The 23,379-nt window shown below is 63.1% G+C and carries 21 protein-coding genes; 12 read left to right on the plus strand and 9 right to left on the minus strand.

Annotated elements, in window-relative coordinates:
* Positions 1-131: 131 nt before the first annotated feature.
* Entirely contained in the window at positions 132-1,118 is a 987-nt protein-coding gene (locus ACNJYA_RS17970; RefSeq protein WP_439367198.1) for a VOC family protein, read from the minus strand.
* Between the two features lie 543 nt (positions 1,119-1,661).
* Positions 1,662-3,380 carry an adenylate/guanylate cyclase domain-containing protein gene (locus ACNJYA_RS17975; protein ID WP_439403334.1) on the minus strand — a complete coding sequence of 573 codons (1,719 nt, stop codon included), beginning with the start codon at positions 3,378-3,380 and terminating at the stop codon, positions 1,662-1,664.
* 629 nt (positions 3,381-4,009) lie between these two features.
* On the opposite strand from ACNJYA_RS17975, the gene ACNJYA_RS17980 reads away from it, so the two are divergent.
* Complete coding sequence (locus ACNJYA_RS17980) at positions 4,010-4,462, plus strand: cupin domain-containing protein (protein ID WP_439403335.1); 453 nt, start codon at positions 4,010-4,012, stop codon at positions 4,460-4,462.
* 232 nt (positions 4,463-4,694) lie between these two features.
* Here ACNJYA_RS17980 and ACNJYA_RS17985 read toward each other — a convergent pair whose 3' ends face one another.
* On the minus strand, positions 4,695-5,264 hold the full coding sequence (locus ACNJYA_RS17985; protein ID WP_439403336.1) for a hypothetical protein: 570 nt from the start codon (positions 5,262-5,264) through the stop codon (positions 4,695-4,697).
* Positions 5,265-5,540: 276 nt separating this feature from the next.
* On the minus strand, positions 5,541-6,167 hold the full coding sequence (locus ACNJYA_RS17990) for a LysR family transcriptional regulator (RefSeq protein ID WP_439403337.1): 627 nt from the start codon (positions 6,165-6,167) through the stop codon (positions 5,541-5,543).
* A gap of 130 nt (positions 6,168-6,297) precedes the next feature.
* On the opposite strand from ACNJYA_RS17990, the gene ACNJYA_RS17995 reads away from it, so the two are divergent.
* Complete coding sequence (locus tag ACNJYA_RS17995; protein WP_439403338.1) at positions 6,298-6,690, plus strand: RidA family protein; 393 nt, start codon at positions 6,298-6,300, stop codon at positions 6,688-6,690.
* A 45-nt stretch (positions 6,691-6,735) separates the two neighbouring features.
* Positions 6,736-7,425, plus strand: a complete 690-nt coding sequence (locus tag ACNJYA_RS18000; RefSeq protein WP_439403339.1) for an L-2-amino-thiazoline-4-carboxylic acid hydrolase — start codon at positions 6,736-6,738, stop codon at positions 7,423-7,425.
* A 307-nt stretch (positions 7,426-7,732) separates the two neighbouring features.
* Here ACNJYA_RS18000 and ACNJYA_RS18005 read toward each other — a convergent pair whose 3' ends face one another.
* The 4 genes from ACNJYA_RS18005 to ACNJYA_RS18020 all read right to left on the minus strand — a co-directional run bounded on the left by ACNJYA_RS18005 (position 7,733) and on the right by ACNJYA_RS18020 (position 11,862).
* Positions 7,733-8,758, minus strand: a complete 1,026-nt coding sequence (locus tag ACNJYA_RS18005; RefSeq protein WP_260379331.1) for an ABC transporter permease — start codon at positions 8,756-8,758, stop codon at positions 7,733-7,735.
* 11 nt (positions 8,759-8,769) lie between these two features.
* Entirely contained in the window at positions 8,770-10,272 is a 1,503-nt protein-coding gene (locus tag ACNJYA_RS18010) for a sugar ABC transporter ATP-binding protein (RefSeq protein ID WP_172783555.1), read from the minus strand.
* Positions 10,273-10,291: 19 nt separating this feature from the next.
* Complete coding sequence (locus ACNJYA_RS18015) at positions 10,292-11,314, minus strand: sugar ABC transporter substrate-binding protein (protein ID WP_172783556.1); 1,023 nt, start codon at positions 11,312-11,314, stop codon at positions 10,292-10,294.
* Positions 11,315-11,457: 143 nt separating this feature from the next.
* Positions 11,458-11,862 (minus strand): globin, encoded by a 405-nt coding sequence (locus ACNJYA_RS18020; protein WP_212257248.1) that lies wholly within the window; start codon positions 11,860-11,862, stop codon positions 11,458-11,460.
* A gap of 472 nt (positions 11,863-12,334) precedes the next feature.
* Between ACNJYA_RS18020 and ACNJYA_RS18025 the strand changes: the two genes are divergently transcribed.
* The 9 genes from ACNJYA_RS18025 to ACNJYA_RS18065 all read left to right on the plus strand — a co-directional run bounded on the left by ACNJYA_RS18025 (position 12,335) and on the right by ACNJYA_RS18065 (position 22,101).
* A complete protein-coding gene (locus ACNJYA_RS18025) occupies positions 12,335-12,721 on the plus strand; it encodes a DUF2946 domain-containing protein (RefSeq protein ID WP_439403340.1) in 387 nt (128 codons plus the stop codon).
* Positions 12,722-12,806: 85 nt separating this feature from the next.
* The gene (locus ACNJYA_RS18030) at positions 12,807-15,017 is read left to right on the plus strand and encodes a TonB-dependent receptor family protein (RefSeq protein ID WP_212257246.1); all 2,211 of its coding nucleotides are present in this window, start codon (positions 12,807-12,809) and stop codon (positions 15,015-15,017) included.
* Between the two features lie 67 nt (positions 15,018-15,084).
* Positions 15,085-15,615 (plus strand): copper chaperone PCu(A)C, encoded by a 531-nt coding sequence (locus tag ACNJYA_RS18035; RefSeq protein ID WP_212257245.1) that lies wholly within the window; start codon positions 15,085-15,087, stop codon positions 15,613-15,615.
* Between the two features lie 36 nt (positions 15,616-15,651).
* Positions 15,652-16,428, plus strand: coding sequence for a DJ-1/PfpI family protein (locus ACNJYA_RS18040; protein ID WP_212257244.1), 777 nt, complete (start codon positions 15,652-15,654; stop codon positions 16,426-16,428).
* Positions 16,429-16,443: 15 nt separating this feature from the next.
* Positions 16,444-16,971, plus strand: a complete 528-nt coding sequence (locus ACNJYA_RS18045; protein WP_212257243.1) for a YcnI family copper-binding membrane protein — start codon at positions 16,444-16,446, stop codon at positions 16,969-16,971.
* A complete protein-coding gene (locus ACNJYA_RS18050) occupies positions 16,971-18,533 on the plus strand; it encodes a copper resistance CopC/CopD family protein (protein WP_212257242.1) in 1,563 nt (520 codons plus the stop codon). Before ACNJYA_RS18045 ends, ACNJYA_RS18050 begins: the two co-directional genes overlap by 1 nt.
* A gap of 165 nt (positions 18,534-18,698) precedes the next feature.
* Positions 18,699-20,018 (plus strand): proline--tRNA ligase, encoded by a 1,320-nt coding sequence (gene proS / locus ACNJYA_RS18055; protein WP_172783563.1) that lies wholly within the window; start codon positions 18,699-18,701, stop codon positions 20,016-20,018.
* Positions 20,019-20,108: 90 nt separating this feature from the next.
* Positions 20,109-21,389 (plus strand): lipoprotein-releasing ABC transporter permease subunit, encoded by a 1,281-nt coding sequence (locus tag ACNJYA_RS18060; protein WP_172783564.1) that lies wholly within the window; start codon positions 20,109-20,111, stop codon positions 21,387-21,389.
* Positions 21,390-21,396: 7 nt separating this feature from the next.
* Positions 21,397-22,101: an ABC transporter ATP-binding protein gene (locus tag ACNJYA_RS18065; RefSeq protein WP_212257241.1), complete on the plus strand. Its 705-nt coding sequence runs from the start codon at positions 21,397-21,399 to the stop codon at positions 22,099-22,101.
* 93 nt (positions 22,102-22,194) lie between these two features.
* On the opposite strand, the gene ACNJYA_RS18070 is transcribed toward ACNJYA_RS18065, so the two are convergent.
* Entirely contained in the window at positions 22,195-23,274 is a 1,080-nt protein-coding gene (locus ACNJYA_RS18070) for a quinone oxidoreductase family protein (protein WP_212257240.1), read from the minus strand.
* Positions 23,275-23,379: the final 105 nt, after the last annotated feature.

Consider the following 23,379-nt stretch of genomic DNA (forward strand, 5'->3'; position numbering starts at 1 on the left):
GAAGTTGCGCCTTGGCGGTCGGTAGTCCGCTCGTTGACCCAGAGCGGACCAGATTTGCTGACCTGAGTTCTTCGCATTTTGACCCGACTGAGACATCGAGGTCCGCAATGCTTTCAACACCGGGCACGAAATTAGCGGGTCTTCCCGCGTATCGCATCCCACCACGGACAGGTGCCCGCCATGCGTTCGTAGTTGCCTTCCATCACCTGAACAGGGGCGCGACGTGGACCGATCTCCGGCGCGGCCGAGGGAGGCGCGCCAATATCTTCAAATAGGCCCTTGTGGCCCCAGAAGCTACCCACGCTGGTCATCTCCACCGGCGGCGTTGTGTCATCGACCTCCTTGCCGCCCCAGCCGCACTCCACGTAGATCTCTGACGGAGTGCGCATGTAATACGACGTCATGAGATCATTCGGGTGGCGGCCGAGAGTGGCGACAACTTTCTGCGGGCTGCCCTGTAGCAGGTCATACCCCTGACCGACGTCGTCGAGCAGATAATATTCGACAAGCAGGTGATGCATGCTGCGCACTGGCGCGGCCACGAGAGCCACGCTGTGGTGGCGTGCGTTGACATGCATGAAGTAAGCCTTCAGCGGGGCAACCATGAAGTCGCTAATGCGAAACCCCAGCAGGTCCTTGTAGAAGGCCAGGGCGACATCGATGTCTGGGAATGTCAGAAGGGTGTGGCCCATGCCTAGTGGGCCCGTACGAAAGCCGGAGACGTCGCGGCCAGGCTTAAAGACTGTGTCAGCTACCTGGGCGCCGTGGAAAGCTTCCAAACGATTGCCGGCGGGATCGGCAAAGGAGATCAGCTCCGTCACACAGCGCTGGTCCGCCAGCCCTGCGGGTTCGCGCTTCACGGCGACGCCAGCGGTTTCGAGGCGGGCAGCGAGTGAGTCGAGAGTCGCGGCATTGGCGACTTCCCAGCCGAAGACCTGAGCGCCCGGCTCAATGGTTCGGTCGATGAACAGGCGCTGTTTGCGGTCGTCCATACGGAAGGCACGCATCGAGCTGGCGCGGTCCACCGCCTGCATGCCAATGTTTGATGCGGCGAATGCGGCCCAATCATCGAGGTTCGACGCGCCGACGCCGAGATAACCGAAGGCCTGGATTTCCATGGTGTATCCTCCCCGGTTGTTTTCTTGACAAGGGTAAGAGGCAGCGAACGCCATTGCAATTGGAGTTTTGGGGCGTTCGCTCGTCAAAGGACAGCTAAAATTCCTGTAGTCGTGACAGCCGGAATAGCGAACATCACAAATTCACGCCACCAAGTTGGCAGGGCCCAGGCTGTGTGAGAACCAAACCTCGACGCTGCTTAGGCCTGCTGCTGTCAGCGGACAGCATCGAAATAGTCAAGGCGCGGTTGCGGAGTCGCCTTCCAGCCGACGCCGAAGGTCGGATTACGTACAGCACTCGCGCCAACACGATTAAGTGACGAGTCTCGGTTGGCCCCATGTCGCAATTGTTCGTCCCCTGCCGGGCGCCTGCCCCAGTTATGAATAGATTACTGTCGTGAAAGCGGTGGCCGCATGTTATCGACTTGGGTTCGGTTTGTGGCCGTTCGCGACGGTTTGCGCGGCATGGGGCACGTCCGGAGACAGGGCTGAACCGGAAGTCGTCGGCTCAGGTCCAGACTAGCGCTCGTGACCCCGAGGCGACATTCATCGTCCCTTGTTCTCCCATTGCCTCCAGCCGGCCTTACGCAAACCGTCGACGAGATGCGCGTGGTCTTCTGGCCGAAACCACGGAGCTCTGTTGCGGACATACATGTCGAATGCTCCCGGTGCACGCGAGATGGCCTTTTCCAGTTCTTCCTTCGCTTCCGCCGCGCGGCCAAGCTGGCCCAGCGCCGCCGCGGTCCAGCGGTAGATCATCGGAAAATCGGGATACGACCGGATCAGACGTTTTGCTGCCTCAATCGAAGCCTCGTATTCGCCGCAGAAATATAAACCGCATGCAATGTGCAACAAGCGGACTGCCAGATAGGGGTCGCGGGGATCGAGCCTGATACACGCGTTGAGAGCCATGACCCCCTCCTTGGGCCGGCCGGCAAAGATCAATGTCGCGCCTCGATGGCCATGCGCGATCGCGAGATTTGGACTCATGGAGAGAGCTCGCTCGATCTCCGCCAACGCATCTTCAGCCTCGCCGCGGGCTTGCAAGGCCCAGCCAAGGCACGAACGGGCCTCCGCATCGGCGCCATCCAGCGCGACCGCCCGGCGGGCCAAGGCCTCCGCCGAGCGTTGCGCATCCCGCAGTTCCATCTTCTGGTAAAGCGCGGCCGCTTGCAGCTGGTAGAGACCGAGCGCGCTGTAGCTGCCGCCGAAGGTCGGGTCGAGATCGATCGCCTGTCTGAAGAAGTTCTCCGCGATCTCATCGTCGTCTGCGGTCGCTTTGCTCAGATGCCACAGGCCGCGCTGATAGGCTGCCCAGGCATCAAGGCTCCCCGGCGGCCTGCGCATGGCGCGTCGGAGTTCGGCGTCCGCAATGGCGGGGGCGATCGCAGTCGTCACCGCTTCGGTAAGCTCATCCTGCACGGCGAAAACATCAGCGAGGTCGCGGTCGTAGCGCTCGGCCCAGACATGATTGCTGGTCGCCGCCTCTATGAGCTGCGCGGTCACGCGGATCCGGCTGCCGGCCTTGCGCACACTACCTTCGAGCACGTAGCGGACGCCAAGCTCGCGCCCGACCTGTCTCACATCAACCGCTCGCCCTTTGTAAGTGAACGACGAGTTCCGAGCGATGACGAACAACGAGGGATAGCGCGATAGCGCCGTGATCACATCTTCGGCAATACCGTCGGAAACGAATTCCTGTTCGGGGTCGCCGCTCATATTGGTCAGCGGCAGCACGGCGACAGAGGGTTTGTCAGGCAACGCGAGCGCCGGAACCCCGCGTTTGAGCGTTGCGGTCCGCGGGCCTGGGTCGATGATGATGCGGTAGACGTGGACGGGCCGGGCGATGTTCTTGAGAGTTTTCTCGCCCGCTTCCTCGACGTCGAAAGACACCTTGTCGCGCGCGTGATTGAAGACCGTCTGAGAGATGCAGATGCCGCCGGGTTCGGCGATGCTCTCGAGCCGTGCCGCGATGTTGACGCCGTCCCCAAAGATGTCATGGGATTCGACGATGATGTCGCCGATATTGAGCCCCACACGGAAGAGAATGCGCCTGTCCTCTGCATCGTCGCTGGTAAGTTCGTTGATGCGGGACTGGAATTGCATGGCAGCCCGCACCGCTTCGACCGCACTTGGAAACTCCGCCAAAAACCCGTCGCCGGTGTTCTTCACGATGCGGCCGCCGTGCTCCGCAATTGCGGGCTCAACACCTCCGGCGAAGAGTGCTGTCAGCTTGGCGTGGGTCGCCTCTTCGTCATTATGCATGAGCCGAGAATAGCCAGCCACGTCGGCGGCCAAGATCGCCGATAATCTACGCTCGACTCGGACCCGCTCGTGCACCATGCCGCACCACGGCCCACCAACCCACCATATTCTACAATGGATCAGACCGCAGCGCCAAACTGAGCTCTAACATTCGTTGCCGCTAAATTGAAACCCGTCAGCCGGGCTGACCGAGGTTTGTCTGGGACATGGAAAGAGCGCGAATGCGCGCCCGTGTTGATGCTCGTTCGCGCCCCGACCGAGCTCAGCATGGAAACGAGCAATTTCTTCCCGGTTTACGGTTCTGAGTATGGAGCCTGCGATCGCCGCGACCTTTTGAGGTCCTGCATACTAAACTAATCATGATCCAACTAACCAAATTGCGCGAGGACGCGGCTTCAGCTTCTGGCCCGTTGCCGAGCAAAGTGGCGGGCCTTTGCCGCGTTGGCTATCGGCGGCAGACCGGTCGCAGGGCCGTGCCCGCCATGACCGCTGCTTGTGACCCAATTCGGACTTGGTTTGCGATGGACGATTCAAGCCCATGCAAAAATGAATTTTATGCGGTTCAGTCTGAGTATTTTTGCAGTATCCTATTGGGCCTTCCAGCTCCGCAATATTGGGAGGAGGTCAGGATGAACAAGTCCTTTGTCGCTGCCACTTTGATCGCGTTGGCAAGTTCTGCGATGGCTCAAGATGCGATGAAGGTGGTCAAGCCCGATGGGGTGACGTGGATAGAGCATCCGGTCTTCAGGGGCGTGCAAACCGCCATCTTGATCGGTGACCCAACAAAGGCCGAGACGATAGTCCAGCGGGTGAAATTCCCGCCGAATTATAAAGTTCCGCCGCATACTCATCCCTATGCCGAGGTCGTCACCGTGATGAGTGGCAACTTTGGGAACGCCATGGGGGAAAGGTTTGATCCCTCGAAAGGCGAGATATTGAAGCCAGGCTCCGTCTTCGCGCTGCCGGCAAAGCACCCCCATTATGTATGGACGACAAACGAAGAAACCATGGTCCAAATTGTATTCACCGGGCCGGGGGGCATCGTGTTCATCGATCCAGCCGACGATCCGCGCAAGAAGTAAAAACGAAGCGCCGAAGCATAAAAAGAGGCCACCTCAATCGGGCGGCCTCTTTCGTAATTCCGACACCGGCGCGGTGTCGGCTGTTGGCCCATCGCTGCCGCATCCCCACGGCCGAGGATATGTCGGCTGTAAGGGGTAGATCGGACCTAACGTAAACCGGGCCAAAACCTCGCGATTGACCCTAAGCGGACTCTAGTCCTGGTGAGCGGCAGATGGAATGAAAGTCGGCGCCTTAGCGTGCCACGGGCGTCTCGCGGACAACCCTGCCATTGCGGTCGGCATAAATCAGTCTGTCGTCAGCGAGGCGAATGGAGGATATCCGCGCAAAGGCCGACCCAGGGTCGCGCGGCGCCACAAAATCATCAGCCAGACGAAACCTCCCCCCTTCCAGCTTTTCCAAAACGAAATAGCGTTCCTTGGCGACTTGCGGGATTTCCATAAAGCGGACGGCAAACTCTCGTCCAACGGCGACCACGTCGTCAGCGCTTCCCATGCCGTAGCCCGGAACCTTGATATTGCTGAGCTGACGCGCGACGTCGTGCCAGTCCGCGAAAAGCGGGCCAACCTTCGCATCTGTCATCAGCTTCTCGACGCGCGGAATTTCCGATGCTGCAAGGTTGGCGGGATCGTTCTTGTAGTCGTCATAATCGACATACTTCTTTGACAGCCGGATCTTCTCGCCGCGGTAATCCATCTCATCGCTGCCGAACGCCTCGACATAGGTCATACGCCCGAGCACCACGGCGCCCACCGACGCCAGAAAGATACCTAAAGCGACGATCGACCTTCTGGATCGTGTCAACGTGCAATTCTCCAAGCTGCCCCTAAGGGGAGGACTCTATAACAACTAGCCTGCCATGCGGTCGGGCGCCATGATCGCCGTTGGCCCAACTCTGACGTCTGGTGACGCCGGCTTCTGGGCGGCTATCAGGAGCACAGCGGACATTATCCGCGTTCCAACTGCGGCGCGGGTTTATGACGACGCGCGCGAGACGGCCACCGCGATTTTTCTCTATACGGGTAAGGGTGCGTTGAGTTGAACGGAAGCCTGGGCCTCGGCCCGCAACCTTTAGCCCGGTCAACTCCCGACGCCGCCGACCAGACGCGGGCGGCGATTTGCCAGCGGTTTCGCCGCGGGCAGCGCACGTAGCCACGCGCGAAAACTCACGATCTCCGGACATTCCGCCGTGCCTTCTGGCGCAACCAGCCAATCACCCGCGCCCGATCCCTCATCCATCCGTTCGCAGCGATAGCCCGGATGGTGGCTCACGCCGCGGGCGATGAGGAGGTCGACCTTGCCCTCGACGAGCTCGTGCAGGCCGGCGGGCTGCAGCACGCGCACACCGATCTCCGCATGTGCGCTGCGAAACTCCGCAAGTTCGAGGCGGCGCAGGTCGCAGCTGCCGTGGACCCCCAATTGCAGCAGCACGGCGCCTGCGGGCTTCAACTGCGAGGTCGCCTCGGCAATGTGACGAAAGCCTTCGGAAATCCCGGGCAGATAGGCCTGGCCGGCCTCCGTGAGGATGAGCTGCTTGTGCAGCCGCTCGAACAGCTGCACGCCGAGGCGCGCCTCCAGCGCTTTCACCTGCTGCCCGACGGCCGCGGGCGTGACGTGCAGTTCGTGCGCGGCCAGCTTGAAGCTGAGATGGCGCGCGGCGGCCTCGAAGGCGCGGAGCGCGTTGAGTGGGGGCAGGGCGTATGTCATCGCAACTGCATTTTGACACCGATGGGCCGCGTCCCTGCAATAGATTTTCTTGCGCTGAACCGCAGCAATGATGCTTTGCGCTAGCGTGGTGCCGCCGGATACGCTTGACGCGCAAATCCGGAGAAACGCCATGTCGCCAGCTCACATCGTCAGCCACAATCCAGCAACGGTTCACCCGCCCGCCGGCGGCTACAGCATGGGCCTGGAGCTGAAGCAGCATCGCCGCCTGCTGTTCATCAGCGGCCAGGTGCCAGAAAGGTCCGACGGCACCGTGCCCGACGGCTTCGAGGCGCAATGCGAGCAGGCCTGGCGCAATGTCAGGGAAGTGCTCGCCGCGGCAGGCCTTGGCGTCGAGCACCTGGTCAAGGTCACCACGTTCCTGACCGACCGCAGTCAGGTCGTCACCAACCGCGCCATTCGCCGCGCCATGCTCGGGGAACACCAGCCGGCACTGACCGTCGTGGTCGTCGAGACCGTCGACAGCAAATGGCTGTTGGAGATCGAGGCGATCGCCGCGGAATGAGGCGGCGGCGTCGATTTGCAATGAGCCAATCATATCAGGTGTCCAATGGCTGAGATCCATCCGTTCTACCAGACGCACCACCATGCGATGGAAGCCGCCATGCGCGAGCGACTAGACCTTGCCGAAGCGATGCTCCGCGAGCGCGCGCATCTCTCCGACATCGATGGAGTCAGGCAGGACGTGATGGACGAATTCGCGATCGTCCTCACCCAGATGCCCTATGTCGGTGGCGCGGCAAGCCGCATGAGCGATTTCTTCATGCGCCTGACCGGCTTCATGGCCATCAGTCGGGTGCTGCGGCGCCACGGCGTGCCGGTGCCCGTGATCGGCGAGATCGAGCGGGAAACCTACAAGGCGCAGCTGCTGACGATTCCCGAAGCCGAGCGTCTCGCCGCGGGGCATCAATTCATGTCACCGGAGAACCAGGCCTTGATGCGCGAACAGGCGGCAAGAAGCGTTACAAAAGCTCATCAAGCGGAGTTTCCGGAAGATTTCGTCTACGATTTCGTCGAGCCGGGCCCGCAAGACAGCTTTGAGTTCGGCATCGACTACAAGGCCTGCGGCTTCTGCAAGCTCGCGGCGCGTCATGGCGACAAGGAGATCCTCCCGAACATCTGCGGCCTCGACTTCGACGCCTACGCCACGCGAGGCATCCGCCTGGAACGGACCCAGACGCTGGCGGGCGGCGCCAGCCACTGCAATTTCCGCTTCTCGCGATTAGACCGCACCCGCTGACCCCGCGATAGAGGTAGATCCTGGATCGCCGTTCTGCCGCAACCTCGTCATTGCGAGCGCAGCGAAGCAATCCAGAATCCCTCCGCAGAAAGACTCTGGATTGCTTCGCTGCGCTCGCAATGACGGGGGATGTGCCGGCCTTCAAAGGGGGCTGCCGATGATGACATCATACCCCTGTTTTGCCCGACGGAGCAAATCCGGCTTCGTAAAATCCGCAAGTTCACGACGCCCGCCGGCAAGTCATTGATTCCGCTGGCCTCGCCTACTGTGCATGGGGTTGTTTTCGCACTTTTTGTTTGCCGGCCGTCTACTCCGCCGCTTTCTCCCTCAAGCGCTGCGCATAGACGTTGATGACCAGCGCCGCCAACAGGATCAGGCCGCGGATCAGGATCTTCAGGAAGCTGTCGATGTTGACGTGGTCGAGGCCGTTGTTGAGCACGCCGAGCACGAACAGGCCGACGATGGTGTTGCCGATGCCGCCGCGGCCGCCGAACAGGCTGGTGCCGCCGACCACGACGGCGGCGATGGAGTCGAGCAGGTAGGTGTCGAACTCGTTCTGCTGCGCGCTGCCGAAATGGGCGACGCCGAGCATGCCGCCGATGCCTGAGCACACCGCCGAGATCACCATCACCGCACCGAGGATCAGCTTGACGTTGAGACCTGAATATTCGGCCGCCTCGCGATTGCCGCCGACCATGTAGACGTAGCGGCCGAAGCGCGTGTAGGTCAGCACCAGATGGCCGCCGAGCAGCATGATGGCGGCAACGATGACGATCCAGGGGATGCCGCCGATCGAGCCGGAGCCGAGCGTCGTGATCAGGCTCGGCACCTTGTAGGCGATCTGGCCGCGCACCAGGAGCGCCGAGATGCCGGCGGCGATCTGCATCATCGCAAGCGTCATGATGAAGGAGGGGATGCCGATCACGGTCAGCCCGAGCGCGTTGACGAGGCCGAGCAGGGCGCAGAGCAGGAGCGACAGGATGATTGCGACCGCGCCGGGCAGGGGAATGTTGGCGATGTTGACGTAGGATTCCTGCAGCGTGAAGTAGGCGACCGCAATGCCCGTGACGTTGGCGATGCTGGCGATCGACAGGTCGATCTCGGCGCAGAGGATCACGAAGGTGAGGCCGACGGCGATGATGCCCGTCACCGACACCTGCGTCAGGATGTTGCCGAGATTGTCGATCGTCGCGAAGGAGGGGCTGGCGAAGGCGAAGAAGGCGGTGAGGAAGATCAGCGTCAGGAACGGGGCGATGTTGCGCATCTGCGAGCGCAGGAAGGGCGCAAGGCCCCGCGCCCGTTGTCCTGTCGCCAAAGCCGTCTCGCTGCTCATGTGCTTCTCCGTCACGCCGCTTCCAGCAGGCGGTCCTTGCTGACCGGCTCGTTCTTGAATTCTCGTACCAATGCGCCGCGCTTGAGCACGAGGATGCGGTCGGCCAGCGACAGCACCGTTTCCGGCTCGGTCGACAGCACGATGATCGCGAGCCCCTTTGTTCTGAGGTCGCGGACGATGTTGATGACGTCGTTCTTGGCGCCGACATCCATGCCGCGGGTCGGCTCGCACAGCACCAGCAGCTTGGGCGGGTAGGTCAGCCATTTCGCCAGCGCGACCTTCTGCTGGTTGCCGCCCGAGAGCATGCCGAGGTCGAGGCCGACCACCGGCGGCCTGATCTGCAGCTGCTCGACCTGGCGCCTCGCGATGTCGCGCTCCTGCGCCGGCTTGAGCAGCAGCGAGGAGATGCGGTCGAGGATGCTGATCGAGATGTTCTTGTAGACCGGCTCCTGGTGAAACAGCATGTCGCGCCGGCTCTCCGGCACCAGCGCCACGCCGGCGCGGCGCGCCGCAGCCGTGCTGGCGAAAGTTTTCGGCACGCCTTCGACTACAAGCGTGCCGCTGTCCGGCTTCAGCTTGCCGAACAGGATGCGCGACAGCTCCTGCTGGCCGCAGCCCATGAAGCCGTAGATGCCGAGCACCTCGCCGGCGCGGGCCTCGAACGATACGTCTTGAAGGCTGCGGGACAGCGACAGCTGGTCGGCCTTGAGAACGACCTTGCGGTCGCTCGGCTGCGGCAGCATCAGGTCGTCGGTGTAGCTATGCTCGAGCGCCTCGCCGCCGCGGCCGATCATCGCCTCGATCAGCGCGCCCTTGCTGGTCGCCGCGCTCGCCGTCTCCGCGACCTTCCGGCCGTTGCGGAACACGGTCACCGTGTCGGACACCAGCAGGATGTCCTCGATGAAATGCGAGATGAAGACGATGGCGGTGCCTTCCTCGCGCAGCCGCCGCAGCGTTGTGAACAGCCGCTCGACCTCGGGTGGGGAGAGGGCGGAGGTCGGCTCGTCCAGGATGACGATGCGCGCGCCGGAGAACAGCACGCGCGCGATCTCGATCAGCTGCTGCAGCCCGATCGGGAGATCCCCGAGCCGAGCCATCGGGTCGACGTCGATGCCGAAGCGGGCGAGCTGCTCGCCCGCCTCGCGCGCCATCCGCCGCCATTGCACGAGGCCGAGGGCGTTGGTCGGCTGATTGCCGAGGAAGACGTTCTCCGCCACCGTCAAGTCGGGCGCGACGCTGAGCTCCTGGTGCACCATGGCGATGCCGGCGGCGTGCGCATCGCGCGCCGAGCGAAAATGCATCTCCCGGCCGTCGACCAGGAAGCGGCCTGAGAACTCGGTGTGCACGCCGGCGATGATCTTCATCAGCGTGCTTTTGCCGGCGCCGTTCTCGCCGACGAGACCATGGATCTCGCCGGGATAGAGCGCGAAGTCGACACCACGAAGCGCTTCGACGCCGCCGAAGCTCTTCGTGATGCCCTGCAGTTCCAGGATGGGCTGTTGTCCCACGATCATGAAAGTTCAGATCTGAGGCTCAGATCAGGAAGTGATCCTGCATCCACTGCATCCCGGCCGCATTCGCCTTGGTCACGACCGGGCCGTCAGTCACGACGTTCTTCGGAATGCCCTGTCCGCTCTTCTCGCCGCCGACCACGGCCGAGACGCCCGCGATGATGGCGCCGCCATGGATGCGGCACGAGGGATTGCGGACGGTGGCGAACATGCGGCCTTCGCTGACCGCCTGGATCGCCGGAGGCATGGCGTCGACCCCGCCGATCAGGATGTTGGTGCGATTGCGTGCCTTCATGATATTGGCGGCGGCCAGCGCCATGTCGTCATTGTGGAAGAACGCCGCGTCGATCTGCGGGTATTTGGTCAGATAGGTCTCCCAGAGACGTGCGGTCTTCGACACGTCCCAATCGGCCGGTTGGGTGTCGAGCACCTCGATCCCCGGGAATTGCTTGACGACCGAGTTGAAGCCCTTCGCCCGTCCTTGCGCGCCGGTATGGCCGAGCGCGCCCTGCGTCATGATGATCTTGCCCTTGCCGCCCATGGCGTTGCACAGCGCCTGCGTCACCGATGCGCCCATGAACTCGTTGTCGGGGGCGAGGAAGGAGTGGACGTTGATCTGGTCGAGTGGCGCGATCAGCGTGTCCATGTCGATCACGGGCGTGCCGGCGTCGATCATCTTCTGCACCGGCTGGGTGAGGGTGCCGATGCCGAAGGCTTGGATCGCCACGAAGTCCCATTTCTGCGAGGCCATGTTGTCGATCGCCGCGCGCTGCTTCACTGCATCGAGCTGGCCGTCGAACCAGGTGACCTCGACATTGAACAGCTTGCCCCAGAATTCCGCGGCCTGCTTGCCTTGCGCGCACCAGGTCGCCTGAAGACCGGCATTGGAGAAGGCCGCCTTCAGCGGCTTTTCGCTGCGTCCGACCTCGGCGGCCAGTGCAGGGTTTATGCCCATGCTGCCGAACAGGGCAGCCCCGGCGCCGGCGGTCGCAGCCGCCTGAAGAAGATCGCGCCTCGTCGTCGAGAAATCTTTCGTCCCGGACATCGCTCGCTCCCATATATACTTGTCGTCGGCGCGTCATTGGTAGCGCTACCGATGTCCGAAAGTCTCTCACAAGAGTTGTTCGCACTCAATCCGCAATCAGCCGCAGCGTCGTCGCGGCCCGCGTGTTGGTGCAGCGCAAAGCGTCAAGTGGGCGCGGCGGCGAATGCATCGATCTCGGCGAGCAATGTATCCCAGGCCTGCGCGATCTCCGGCGCCCATTCATCGCCGAGCAGAGCGCGGAGCGCATCCCTGATGACGGCGAAGAACGCGACGAACAGCTCGCGCGGCGTGCCATAGGCATCGTGCGAGGCGAGCTCGCAGGCGATCAGCCGGAAATGTCCGCGGCGCTCGTCGGCGAAATCGAGAATTGCCTCGATCGTCAGCGCGAGCATCGACCCCTTCACGAGGTCACCGCCGTCCGAGCGGAACATCGCCTGCGTTTCCGGATGCTGATCGAACAGACGTTGGTAGACCAGGGGCGTGAGATCGGCGCAGCGGGAGGCGGCGCGTTCGAAGCTGTCTTCGATGGGATGAGAGGCCGCGTTCATCGACAGGTCAGCCGCGCGGGCAAAAAAAGAGCGGGGCCCTGGCCCCGCTCAAAAATTGTGTCGACCCTATTATCCCCGATCTTAAGATTTGATCTTGATTGACGGGGCGACGCTGCGTTTTGCGCGCCAGGGGCTCCTCCCGAGACTTGGACCACCAGGCCTCGACCTCGCGGTCAGCGCCTGAGCAAGAGGGATGCTAGATCAACTTTTCTCACTTGTCATCATTTTCAGCAACGAATGTTCAAAATAACAGCAGCTGACGAAATGATCGGGCTTTTAGCCATCTAAGCACATGACAAATATAAGAAATCTGTGGATGGGCGGGGGCGGGGCAGCTGCCTCAATTGCCGGACGCCAGCCGCAGGAGGGGGCTCCGGCCCCAGTTTTTAGCGAAATTTGCGGTGTGCCAAGTAGCCGGCGGAACCGACCTCGACTCGGGGGCCGGCGCGGTGTTTAGTTAGCGCACGAACGAATGGTTCGCCGGATGCGCGCACGCCTGCAAAAATTCCTGCCTCTGGTCCTGCTCGCCCTGGTGATGCAGGTGCTGGCGCCGATCGCCGCCTGTCTCGCGGCGGGCCAGGCCGTTGCCGATCCGCTCTCTGCCGCCATCATCTGCCATGGTGCAACTGAGCAGGGCGGCCCGGTAGACCAGACCGGGACGCCGGCCGCAAAAGCCGGCGCATGTGCGCTTTGCTGCCTCGCGCACGCTGGCGCCTCGCTTGACGCGCCGCCCCATGCGGCGTTCTCAACTCCCGTCCGCCCCATCGCCCGCATCGTCTGGCATGTGGCGAACGCGCCCGTCCTCGCCGCCGTCGACGGTTCGAGCGCCCGGGCACGCGCTCCCCCTCGCATTTCCTGATCCGCGAAACCTTCAGCTCCGAGCCGGCTTCGGCCGTGCCGGGATCGCAATGCACCGGCTCTCTGCCGGCATCAGGAATGACCGCATGCCTCGTTCAGGCTTCTTTCGACTGCTTTCCGCACCAGGAATTCTGCTTGCCTCAGCTTCTGCCCTCGTTGTGCCGTCCAATGCGATTGCGGAGGAAAACCGAGGCGAGCTTCCTCCCGTCACGGTCGACGCGCCGCGGGAGAAACGGGCCTCACCAGCCCGCGCACAGCGAGCTGCCGCGCGATCAACGCGGGCCCGCGCGCCTGCAACTGCGCCTGCACAACCGACGGCAGCTTCCGAAGGGGGCCCCGGCCCCGGTGCCCTGACGGTTCTCACCGCCCAGCAGGCGCTGAGCGAGATCAACCAGACGCCGGGCGGCGTAGCGCTGGTCACAGCGGAGGCCTACCGGAATTCGACTCCCGCCAACACGATCAAGGATATCCTGGACTACGTGCCCGGCGTGTTTGCGCAGCCGAAATGGGGCGACGATACCCGGCTTTCGATTCGCGGATCCGGCCTGTCGCGCAATTTCCATCTGCGTGGCGTGCAGCTTTACATGGACGGCATCCCGATCAACACGGCCGACGGCTACGGCGATTTCCAGGAGATCGACCCGACCGCCTACAAATACGTCGAGGTGTACAAGGGCGGGAATGCGCTGCAGTTCGGAGCCAATTCGCTGGGAGGCGCCGTCAACTTCGTGACGGCATCGGGACGCGACCGATTTCCGAATGGCGTCTCGCTCGACGTGGGAGCCTTCGGCTTCAGGCGACTGCAGGCCAATGCAGGGGGCGCCAACGGGCCATGGGATGGTTTCGTCACCGCATCGACGCAGGTCACGGACGGCTTCCGCGATCACAGCTTCGGCTCGGGCAACCGCGTGAGCGGCAATGTCGGCTACCAGTTCTCGCCGGATTTCGAGACGCGATTCTATCTCAACGCCAACGAGGTGCGGCAACGCATTCCAGGAACCGTCACCAAGGTGTCTGCCTTGACCAATCCGGAGGCCGCGGCTCCGGCGAACGTTGCCATGGACCAGCAGCGCAACATCGACACGGTCAGGCTGGCAAACAAAACGACGATCCGATTCGACGACACCAGGTTCGAGTTCGGTGCCTTCGGCGTCGACCGGCACCTCATGCATCCGATCTTCCAGTGGCTCGATTATCGCTACAAGGATTACGGCGGCTTCGCGAAAGTTACGGACGACCGCATTATCGGCGGTTACCGCAACAGGCTTGTCGCGGGCGTCAACCTGTTGAATGGCAGCATCGACAATCAGCAATTCGCTAACATTGCCGGACAGAAGGGGGCATTGCTGTCGTCGTCGGTCGATCGCTCGGAGAACACCTCGATTTACGTAGAGGACAGCTTCTACTTTCTGCCGAACGTCGCTGCGATTGCCGGCACGCAATTTCTGCATGCGACGCGCAGTCGGCGGGACCGGTTTTTTAGCGACGGCGACCAGTCGGGAGCAACCCGTTTTGATCTTTGGTCGCCGAAGTCGGGTCTGCTGTGGCAGATCGACCCGACGTGGCAGGCCTTCGCCAACGTTTCGCGGAGCGCCGAAGTGCCGAGCTTCGGCGAGAGCGCGCGCGGTCCTGGCATTCCGACGATTCCGTTCACCAGTATCCGTCCGCAGATTGCGACCACCTACGAGATCGGGACGCGCATGCGACGGCCCGACTATTCGTGGGAGTTGACCGCCTATCGCGCCAATATCCGCGATGAGCTGCTGTGCCTCTACAGCGCCTTCGGCAATTGCAACGTGACCAATGCCGACCGAACCTTCCATCAGGGCGTGGAGGCTGGGGCAGGGGCAGCAATCTTCCGCGACATCTTCGTGAAAGGAGGAGCGCCCGACAAAGTTTGGCTCAACCTTGCCTATACTTATAACGATTTTCGCTTCGATAGCGACCCGACGTTCGGCAACAACCAGCTGCCCGGTGCGCCGCGTCACTATTTGCGCGCCGAATTGCTCTACAAGCATCCGACCGGGTTCTATGCCGGTCCGAACGTCGAATGGGTGCCGCAAGCCTATTTTGTCGACAGTATGAACACGTTGACGACGGAGCCGTATGCACTGCTCGGATTGAAAGCGGGCTTCGACAATGGCGGGCCGTTCTCCGCCTATATCGAGGGTCGAAACCTAACCAGCAAGACCTACATTGCAAGCGCCAGTATCATCGATCGCGCCACCGCGACGTCAGCGTTGTTCGAGCCAGGAGCCGGCCGGGCGGTCTACACCGGAATAAGGTATCGATGGTAAGCGCACTGAGGCTGCCGCGACCACCACGACCGACCGTGCTCGATCAGATCAAAACCGAGGGAACCAAATGAACAGGATCAAGCTTTCAATTCTCGCCGTCGCCATGCTGCTCGGCACCAGCGCGGCGTTCGCAGCCGAGGACGTCAAGGCCGGCGATCTCGTCATCTCGCAGGCCTGGAGCCGGGCAACGCCGGGCGGCGCCAAGGTCGCCGGCGGCTATCTGACGATCGAAAACAAGGGCAACGCGGCCGACAGGCTGGTCAGCGTGTCCGCCGACATCGCAGGCAAGGCCGAGATTCACGAGATGGCGATGGACAACGGCGTGATGAAGATGCGCGCGCTCGACAAGGGACTGGCGATCGATCCAGGCAAGACCGTGAAGCTCGCGCCCGGCGGCAATCATTTGATGCTTCAGGAGCTGAAGGGGCCGTTCAAGCAGGGCGACAAGGTGCCGGTGACGCTTCAGTTCGAGAAGGCCGGAAAGATCACTGTTGCCCTCGACGTCCAGGGCGTCGGCGCGCAGGCCCCGGGCGATGGCGGGCACTCGGGTCACATGGACATGAAGAAAATGCCGGATCATTCGGGAATGAAGAAGTGATGGGCATGATCTGCTCATAACTGGTGGAGCAACAGCATGGATCGAAGAGAGTTCAACGCGACGCTTGCCGCCGTATCCTTACTCAACTTCGTCGCGCCGCCTGCACTTGCGCAGCCGGCGTCGCCGACACGACCGCGCGTGGGCCTGTTGATCCATTCGGACATGATCCTGCTTGATTTGGCCGGTCCGCTCACCGTGTTCAGCATTATGCAGGCTGACGTCCACCTGATAGCCAAAACAGAGCAGCCGGTCATAACCGACGTCCGCTTGCCGGTTACGCCGACGGCGACCTTCCAGAGCGCCCCACAGATGTTCGATGTGTTGTTCGTGCCTGGAGGTCTGAAGGGAACGGTCGCTGCGATGCAGGACCGTGAAACTATCGAATTCCTCAAGCAGCAGGGTGGATCGGCGCGCCTCGTCACTAGCGTTTGTACCGGTTCGCTCTTGCTTGGCGCCGCCGGGCTGCTGAGGGGCTATCAGGCCACGTCGCACTGGTATGTTCGCGATCTGCTCGCGCAGATGGGTGCGGTGGTGCGGACCGATCGCGTCGTCGAGGATCGCAACCGAGTGACGGGTGGCGGCGTGACGGCCGGCATCGATTTTGCGCTCGCGATCGCCGCTCGGTTGGCGGGCGAAGAGGTTGCACGACGAATTCAGCTCGTGATCGAGTACGATCCAAAGCCGCCGTTCGATTCCGGATCACCCGAGCGTGCCGGTCCTGCGCTGGTGGGCGATGTCTTGAAGCGGCGGCAGGACCTTATTCGCGAAGCAGAATCTGCAGCAAAGGCGGCCGGTGCCGCAATGCATCTATGAACAAGTGAGGCTCCAATGCGAATAGGTTCGATTTACGCCACCACGACGGCTGCATGCCTGTTGGCAGCCGTGCCCGCAAGCGCGCATGTCTCGCTGGAGACCAAGCAGGCCACCATCGGCGCATCCTACAAGGCGGTCTTCACCGTTCCGCATGGCTGCGCGGGCTCGCCGACGGTGAAGATCCGCGTGCAGATTCCGGAAGGGGTGATTGCGGTGAAGCCGATGCCGAAGGCCGGCTGGACCATCGATGTCGTCGAGGGCAAATATGCCGGGGAATACGACTATCACGGCAATAAGCTCTCGTCCGGCGTCAAGGAGGTGGCGTGGTCCGGCGGCAAGCTGCTGGACAAGAACTATGACGAGTTCATCATGCACACGGTGCTCACCGACAAGCTCAAGGCCAACACGACCTTGTACTTCCCCGTGGTTCAGGAATGCGAGACCGGCGTCAGCCGCTGGATCGAAATCCCAACCGAGGGGGCAGGGCATTCTCATGAGGGCAAGTCGCCGGCGCCTGGCGTGAAGCTCCTGCCCAAACCCTGATGCGCCTCCTCGCCGCGCTCGCGACGCTGCTCTTCGCTGCGGGCTTTGCGAGCTGTGCGCTCGCGCATGCGGCGCTGATCTCGGTGGAGCCGGCGAGCGGCAGCACGCTCGCGACCGCGCCCAAGGTGGTGGAGCTGCGGTTCAACGAGCCGGTGACGCCGGGCGCGATCCGGCTGATCGACGGGGCGGGCAGGGCGCGGGACGATTCGCGTGTCAGTGCGTCGGGCGAGACGATTTCCGTGGCGATGCCGGCGGATCTACCTGAGGGAACCGCGGTCGTCAGCTATCGCGTGATCTCGCAGGATGGCCATCCGGTGGTCGGATCAGTGATGTTTTCAGTCGGCACGCCGTCGGACACGAAGCCGCCGGCGAGTGCGGGCAACGGGTTGGGCGCGCTGATCTGGCTGGCGCGCGTTGGCCTCTACCTCGGACTGTTCGTTGGTGTCGGTGGTGTGTGGTTCGCGCGCTGGATATCACGGACGTTGACTGGCATGACCGTGCCGCGCGTTGCGCTCGCGGTCGGCCTTCCGAGCGCCGTGGTATCCCTCGGTGCGCTTGGTCTCGATCTCCTCGGCCTGCCGCCGGCGGCGCTCGCGACGGCCGCGCCTTGGAAGGTCGCGTTCGCGACCAGTGCCGGCCGCGCGCTTCTTTTTGCCACCGCCGCGATGCTGTTCGCTCTGCTGGCGCTGCGCAGCGCATGGCCTTCGCGGGCTCTTGCGATGATGGCGGTGGTCGGTGTGGGCTTGTCGCTCGCCATGAGCGGGCACGCCGCAACGGCGCCGCCTCAGATGATGATGCGCCCGGCGATGTTTCTTCATGGCCTGTGCGTTGCGCTGTGGATCGGCGCTCTTGCTCCGCTGGCGGCTTTACTGTCGAAGCCGACGCCAGCAACATTTGCCGTCGTGAACCGCTTCTCGGCCATCGCCGTGCCGGCCGTCGGCGTGCTGGCATTGACGGGGCTTGCCCTTGCCATTGTTCAGCTCGAAAAGGCGTCGGCGTTGGTCGAGACCCGCTACGGGCTCATCCTCTCGATCAAGCTCGCGCTGGTCCTCATGCTGCTCGCACTTGCGGCGCTCAACCGCTTCCGCTTCACCCCGCCACTCGCGCGTGATCGCGGGGCCCGGTCCATCCTCAAGCGCTCGATCCTTCTCGAATGTGCTGTCGCCCTCGCCATCTTCGCCGTCGTCGCCGGCTGGCGCTTCACCCCGCCGCCGCGAACGATTGTTCCGGAGACGCCTTTGGCAATCCACATCCACAGCGACAAGGCGATGTTCCAGGTGCTGGTGTCTCCTGGAAAGGTCGGCAAGGACGATTTCGTGCTCCAGCTCATGACCGGCGAGGGGACGCCCCTGGCAGCCAAAGAGGTGACGTTGACGCTCAGCCTGCCCGAGCGCGGGATCGAGCCGATGGACCGGGGCGCCTCGCTCGGGCCGGACGGCTACTGGCATGTGCGCAAGGTCGAGTTGCCCTTCGCCGGCCGCTGGCGCGTCCGGATCGAGGCGCTCGTGAGCGATTTCGAGAAGATCACGCTCGCGGATGAACTCGATGTGCCGCCGCCCTAGGCTCGCCGGCTTTGCAGAACATGCTGCTGTTCGAGTCAAACCTGAAGGCAACGGAAAAATGACAGGAATTTCGTCGCGTTAGCGGCTTTTCCTCATTCCCGGCCTTGTGTTTTCGCTTCCAATCCGGTTTCACTGCAGGCGATCACTGATTCCCAGAGTATTACCATGCGGTTGTCGCGGTTCTTTCTGCCCATCCTGAAGGAAAATCCGAAAGAGGCGGAGATCGTCTCGCATCGGCTCATGCTGCGCGCCGGCATGATCCGGCAGGAGGCGGCCGGCATCTATGCCTGGCTGCCGCTCGGCTTCCGCGTGCTGAAGAAAATCGAGCAGATCGTGCGCGAGGAGCAGAACCGCTCCGGCGCGATCGAGGTCTTGATGCCGACGCTCCAGCTCGCCGACCTCTGGCGCGAGAGCGGCCGCTACGATGCCTATGGTCCGGAGATGCTGCGCATCGCCGACCGCCACAAGCGCGAGCTGCTGTACGGGCCGACCAACGAGGAAATGATCACCGAGATCTTCCGCGCCTATGTGAAATCCTACAAGAACCTGCCGCTGAATCTCTATCATATCCAATGGAAATTCCGCGACGAGCAGCGTCCGCGTTTCGGCGTGATGCGCGGCCGCGAGTTCCTGATGAAGGACGCCTATTCGTTCGATCTCAACGAGGCCGCGGCGCGCGTCGCCTACAACAAGATGTTCGTTGCGTACTTGCGCACCTTCGCACGGATGGGACTGAAGGCAATCCCGATGCGCGCCGAGACCGGTCCGATCGGCGGCGATCTCAGCCACGAATTCATCGTGCTTGCCGAGACCGGCGAATCCGGCGTGTTCATCAATCGCGACGTGCTGGACCTGCCGGTGCCGGGCGAGGACGTCGATTATGAGAGCGACCTGACGCCGATCATCAAGCAGTGGACCTCGCTCTACGCAGCGACCGAGGACGTCCACGACGCCGCGCGCTTCGAGCAGGAGGTGCCCGGGGACAAGCGGGTGAACACCCGCGGCATCGAGGTCGGCCAGATCTTCTATTTCGGCACCAAATATTCCGAGCCGATGAAGGCGCTGGTGGCGGGGCCTGACGGTGTCGACGTGCCGATCCATGGCGGCTCGTACGGCGTCGGCGTCTCGCGCCTGCTTGGTGCCATCATCGAAGCCTGCCATGACGATGCCGGCATCAAATGGCCGGAGGCGGTGGCGCCGTTCCGCGTGTCGATCCTCAACCTGAAGCAGGGCGATGCCGCGGTCGATGCGGCCTGCGAGAAGCTCTATGCCGAGCTCACCGCCAAGGGCGTCGACGTGCTCTACGACGACACCGACCAGCGTGCCGGCGCCAAATTCGCCGCTGCCGACCTGATCGGGATCCCCTGGCAGATCATGATCGGGCCGAAGGGGCTCGCCGACGGCAAGGTCGAGATCAAGCGGCGCAGCGACGGCGCGCGCGAGACCATGTCGCCTGCCGACGCGGTCGCAAGACTTGTGGGCTGATAAGGCTGGTCGGCTGAATATTGTTCATCGCGCGATATCGCGGCCGCCAATCCGGCCACAATTGACCCCGAATCATGGGATTATCGAGCGATGGATGAGACCATGACCGAAACCGTGCAAACCGCGCCTTTCGCGCCATTCGAGTGGATGCTGTCGGCGCGCTATTTGCGGGCGCGCCGCAAGGAAGGATTCATCTCGGTCATTGCCGGGTTCTCCTTTCTCGGCATCATGCTCGGCGTCGCGACGCTGATCATCGTCATGGCCGTGATGAACGGCTTCCGCAAAGAGCTGCTCGACAAGATCCTGGGCCTCAACGGCCACATCCTGGTCCAGCCCCTGGAATCGCCGCTGACCGACTGGAAGGACGTCGCCGAGCGCGTCAGCCAGGTCGGGGGCATTCGTCTTGCCGCGCCCGTGGTGGACGGTCAGGCGCTGGCGTCATCGCCATGGAACGCCTCCGGCGTCCTCGTGCGGGGCATCCGCTCCGACGATCTCAACAACCTCACCTCGATCGCCAAGAACATCAAGCAGGGCTCGCTCGAAGGGTTTGACGAAGGGCAGGGGGTCGCGATCGGCCGCCGCCTCGCCGACCAGCTTTCGCTGCATGCCGGTGACAGCATCACGCTGGTGGCGCCGAAAGGCGCGGTGACGCCGATGGGCACGACGCCGCGGATCAAGCCGTACAAGATCGTCGCGGTGTTCGAGATCGGCATGTCCGAATACGATCTCGGCTTCGTGTTCATGCCGCTCGCCGAAGCGCAGGCCTATTTCAACCGCAGCAACGACGTTACCTCGATCGAGGTGTTCACCACCAACCCCGACAGGATCGACGCCTTCCGCAAGGCGGTGACGGAGGCGGCGGGCCGGCCGATCTTCCTGGTCGATTGGCGGCAGCGCAACTCGACCTTCTTCAATGCGCTCCAGGTCGAGCGCAACGTGATGTTCCTGATCCTGACCATGATCGTGCTGGTCGCGGCGCTCAACATCGTCTCCGGCCTGATCATGCTGGTGAAGGACAAGGGCAGCGACATCGCGATCCTGCGCACCATGGGCGCCTCGCAGGGATCGATCATGCGGATCTTCCTGATCACGGGCGCTTCGATCGGCGTGGTCGGCACGCTGGTCGGCTTCTGCGTCGGCCTCGTGATCTGCCTCAACATCGAATCGATCCGGCAATTCCTGTCCTGGCTGACCTCGACCGAGCTGTTCTCGCCGGAGCTCTACTTCCTGTCAAAACTGCCCGCCGAGATCGACGTCGGCGAGACCACGGCCGTCGTCATCATGGCGCTGACGCTGTCGTTCCTGGCGACGCTCTATCCGTCGTGGCGCGCCGCGCGCCTCGATCCCGTCGAAGCGCTCCGGTACGAGTGAGGGGCTGATGGAGCAACAGCAGGGGGCGGAAGATGTACCGGTCATTTATCTCCACGAGATAAAGCGGCAGTACTTGCAGGGCGAGGTGCCGCTGACGATCCTCGACGGCGCCAAGCTGGCGCTGTGGGCTGGCCAATCGGTCGCGCTGGTGGCGCCGTCGGGCTCGGGCAAGTCGACGCTGCTGCACATCGCGGGCCTTCTGGAAGCACCCGATTCCGGCGAGGTCTATGTCTCGGGCGCGCCGACCTCGCAGCTGCCCGACATCGAGCGCACGCAGCTGCGCCGCACCGATATCGGCTTCGTCTATCAGTCGCACCGGCTGCTGCCGGAGTTCTCGGCCCTCGAGAACGTCATGCTGCCGCAGATGATCCGCGGCCTGAAGAAGTCCGAGAGCGTCAAGCGCGCCAAGGAGATCCTCGGCTATCTCGGGCTCGGCGACCGCATCACCCACCGCCCCGCCGAGTTGTCCGGCGGCGAGCAGCAGCGTGTTGCGATCGCCCGTGCAGTGGCCAATGCGCCGCGCGTGCTGTTTGCGGACGAGCCGACCGGCAATCTCGATCCTGGGACCGCCGAGCACGTGTTCCAGGCCCTGATGCAGCTGGTCAAGGCGACGCACGTGTCGATGCTGATCGCGACCCACAACATGGAACTCGCCGGCCGCATGGACCGGCGAGTGTCGCTGTCGCACGGCCAGGTGGTCGAACTCGACTAAGAACCTTCGAAAACAACCCCATGCACAGTAGCCAAGTGCTTGGTGGGGCTTCCAAAATCAATCGACGACGGCGCTCCCCCCGCCGCCTCAGGCTCAGGGCCTGATCACCGTAATTTTGAACGGCCCGCCATTGGCCGCGGCATGCGCCACGGCTTCATTGGCGTGGTCGAGATCGAAGGCCGTGGTCTCGTACTCCTCCAGCTTGAGCAGTCCCGCGCGCACCAGCGCGATCAGGCGAGCCGCGGAATCGCGCGGATACATCCAGACGCCATGGATCGTGATGCATTCGCGCATGATCCAGTTGTAGGGCAGCTCCAGGCCTGGACCGCCCTGCATGTTGACGCCGCCCATCAGCACGACGCGGCCATTGGGCCGCACCGTCATGATCGCGGCGCGCACCACCGTCGTGGCGACGGAGGGCGGCATGATATCGAACGCGCAATCGATCGGGGCAGGCACTGCGCGCTTCATCAGCTCACGGTCGTCATTCTCGTTGCCGGTCAGCTTCACCGGCCTGACGCGCGCGCCATAGCGACGCACGAGTTCGGCGAGCATCTTCTCGTTGCGGCCCGGCGCCACGACCCAGGCCGCTCCCATTGCGAGCGCCACGGCCACGGCGGCGCTGCCGAAATTGCCGGTCGCGCCGCTCACGAGCACGGTCTCGCCGGGCTGCAGCCTTGCGGCAAGGAAGCCGCCATAGGGCACGAGCATGGTGCCGAGCACGCTCCATCTCGCGGCCTCCGCTTCGCTGAGTTCGCCGAGCCGCGTCACGTTCTCCGTCGGCACCCTCATCCGCTCGGCGAAGGAGCCGTGGTGAAAATATTTCTGTAGCTGCATGCCGCCTTCGCCGCGCGCGCTCACACCCTGCAGGTGAATGTCCGGAGCGATCGCGTCGTCGCGCGAGCGCACTGTCGGATCGCAGAGCACCCAGTCGCCCACGGACAATTTTGTTGCGTCCGGGCCGATCGCGCGCACACGGCCGACCCCGCCGGCTCCGGGAATGACGGGCAAGTCCAACGCGTACTTGCGTTCACCGCTGAACACTTCATTGGAATAGGACAGCACGCGGGTGGCGACGACATCCACGATCACTTCGCCGGTGCCGAGCACGGGTTCGGGGACGTCCTCGATGACGAGCGGGGATCCGAAAGATTTGAGTACAGCAGCCTTCATGATGTCGACCTTCGTTCGCACCTCATTGTGAGGTGCACGGAATATGCGAGGACTGTCGCGCGGCAAGAAGGCCTGGTATTATCCTAGTATTGCCTTGTCCCTCCC

The sequence above is a fragment of the Bradyrhizobium sp. BLXBL-01 genome (assembly GCF_051853025.1).
Lineage (GTDB): Bacteria > Pseudomonadota > Alphaproteobacteria > Rhizobiales > Xanthobacteraceae > Bradyrhizobium.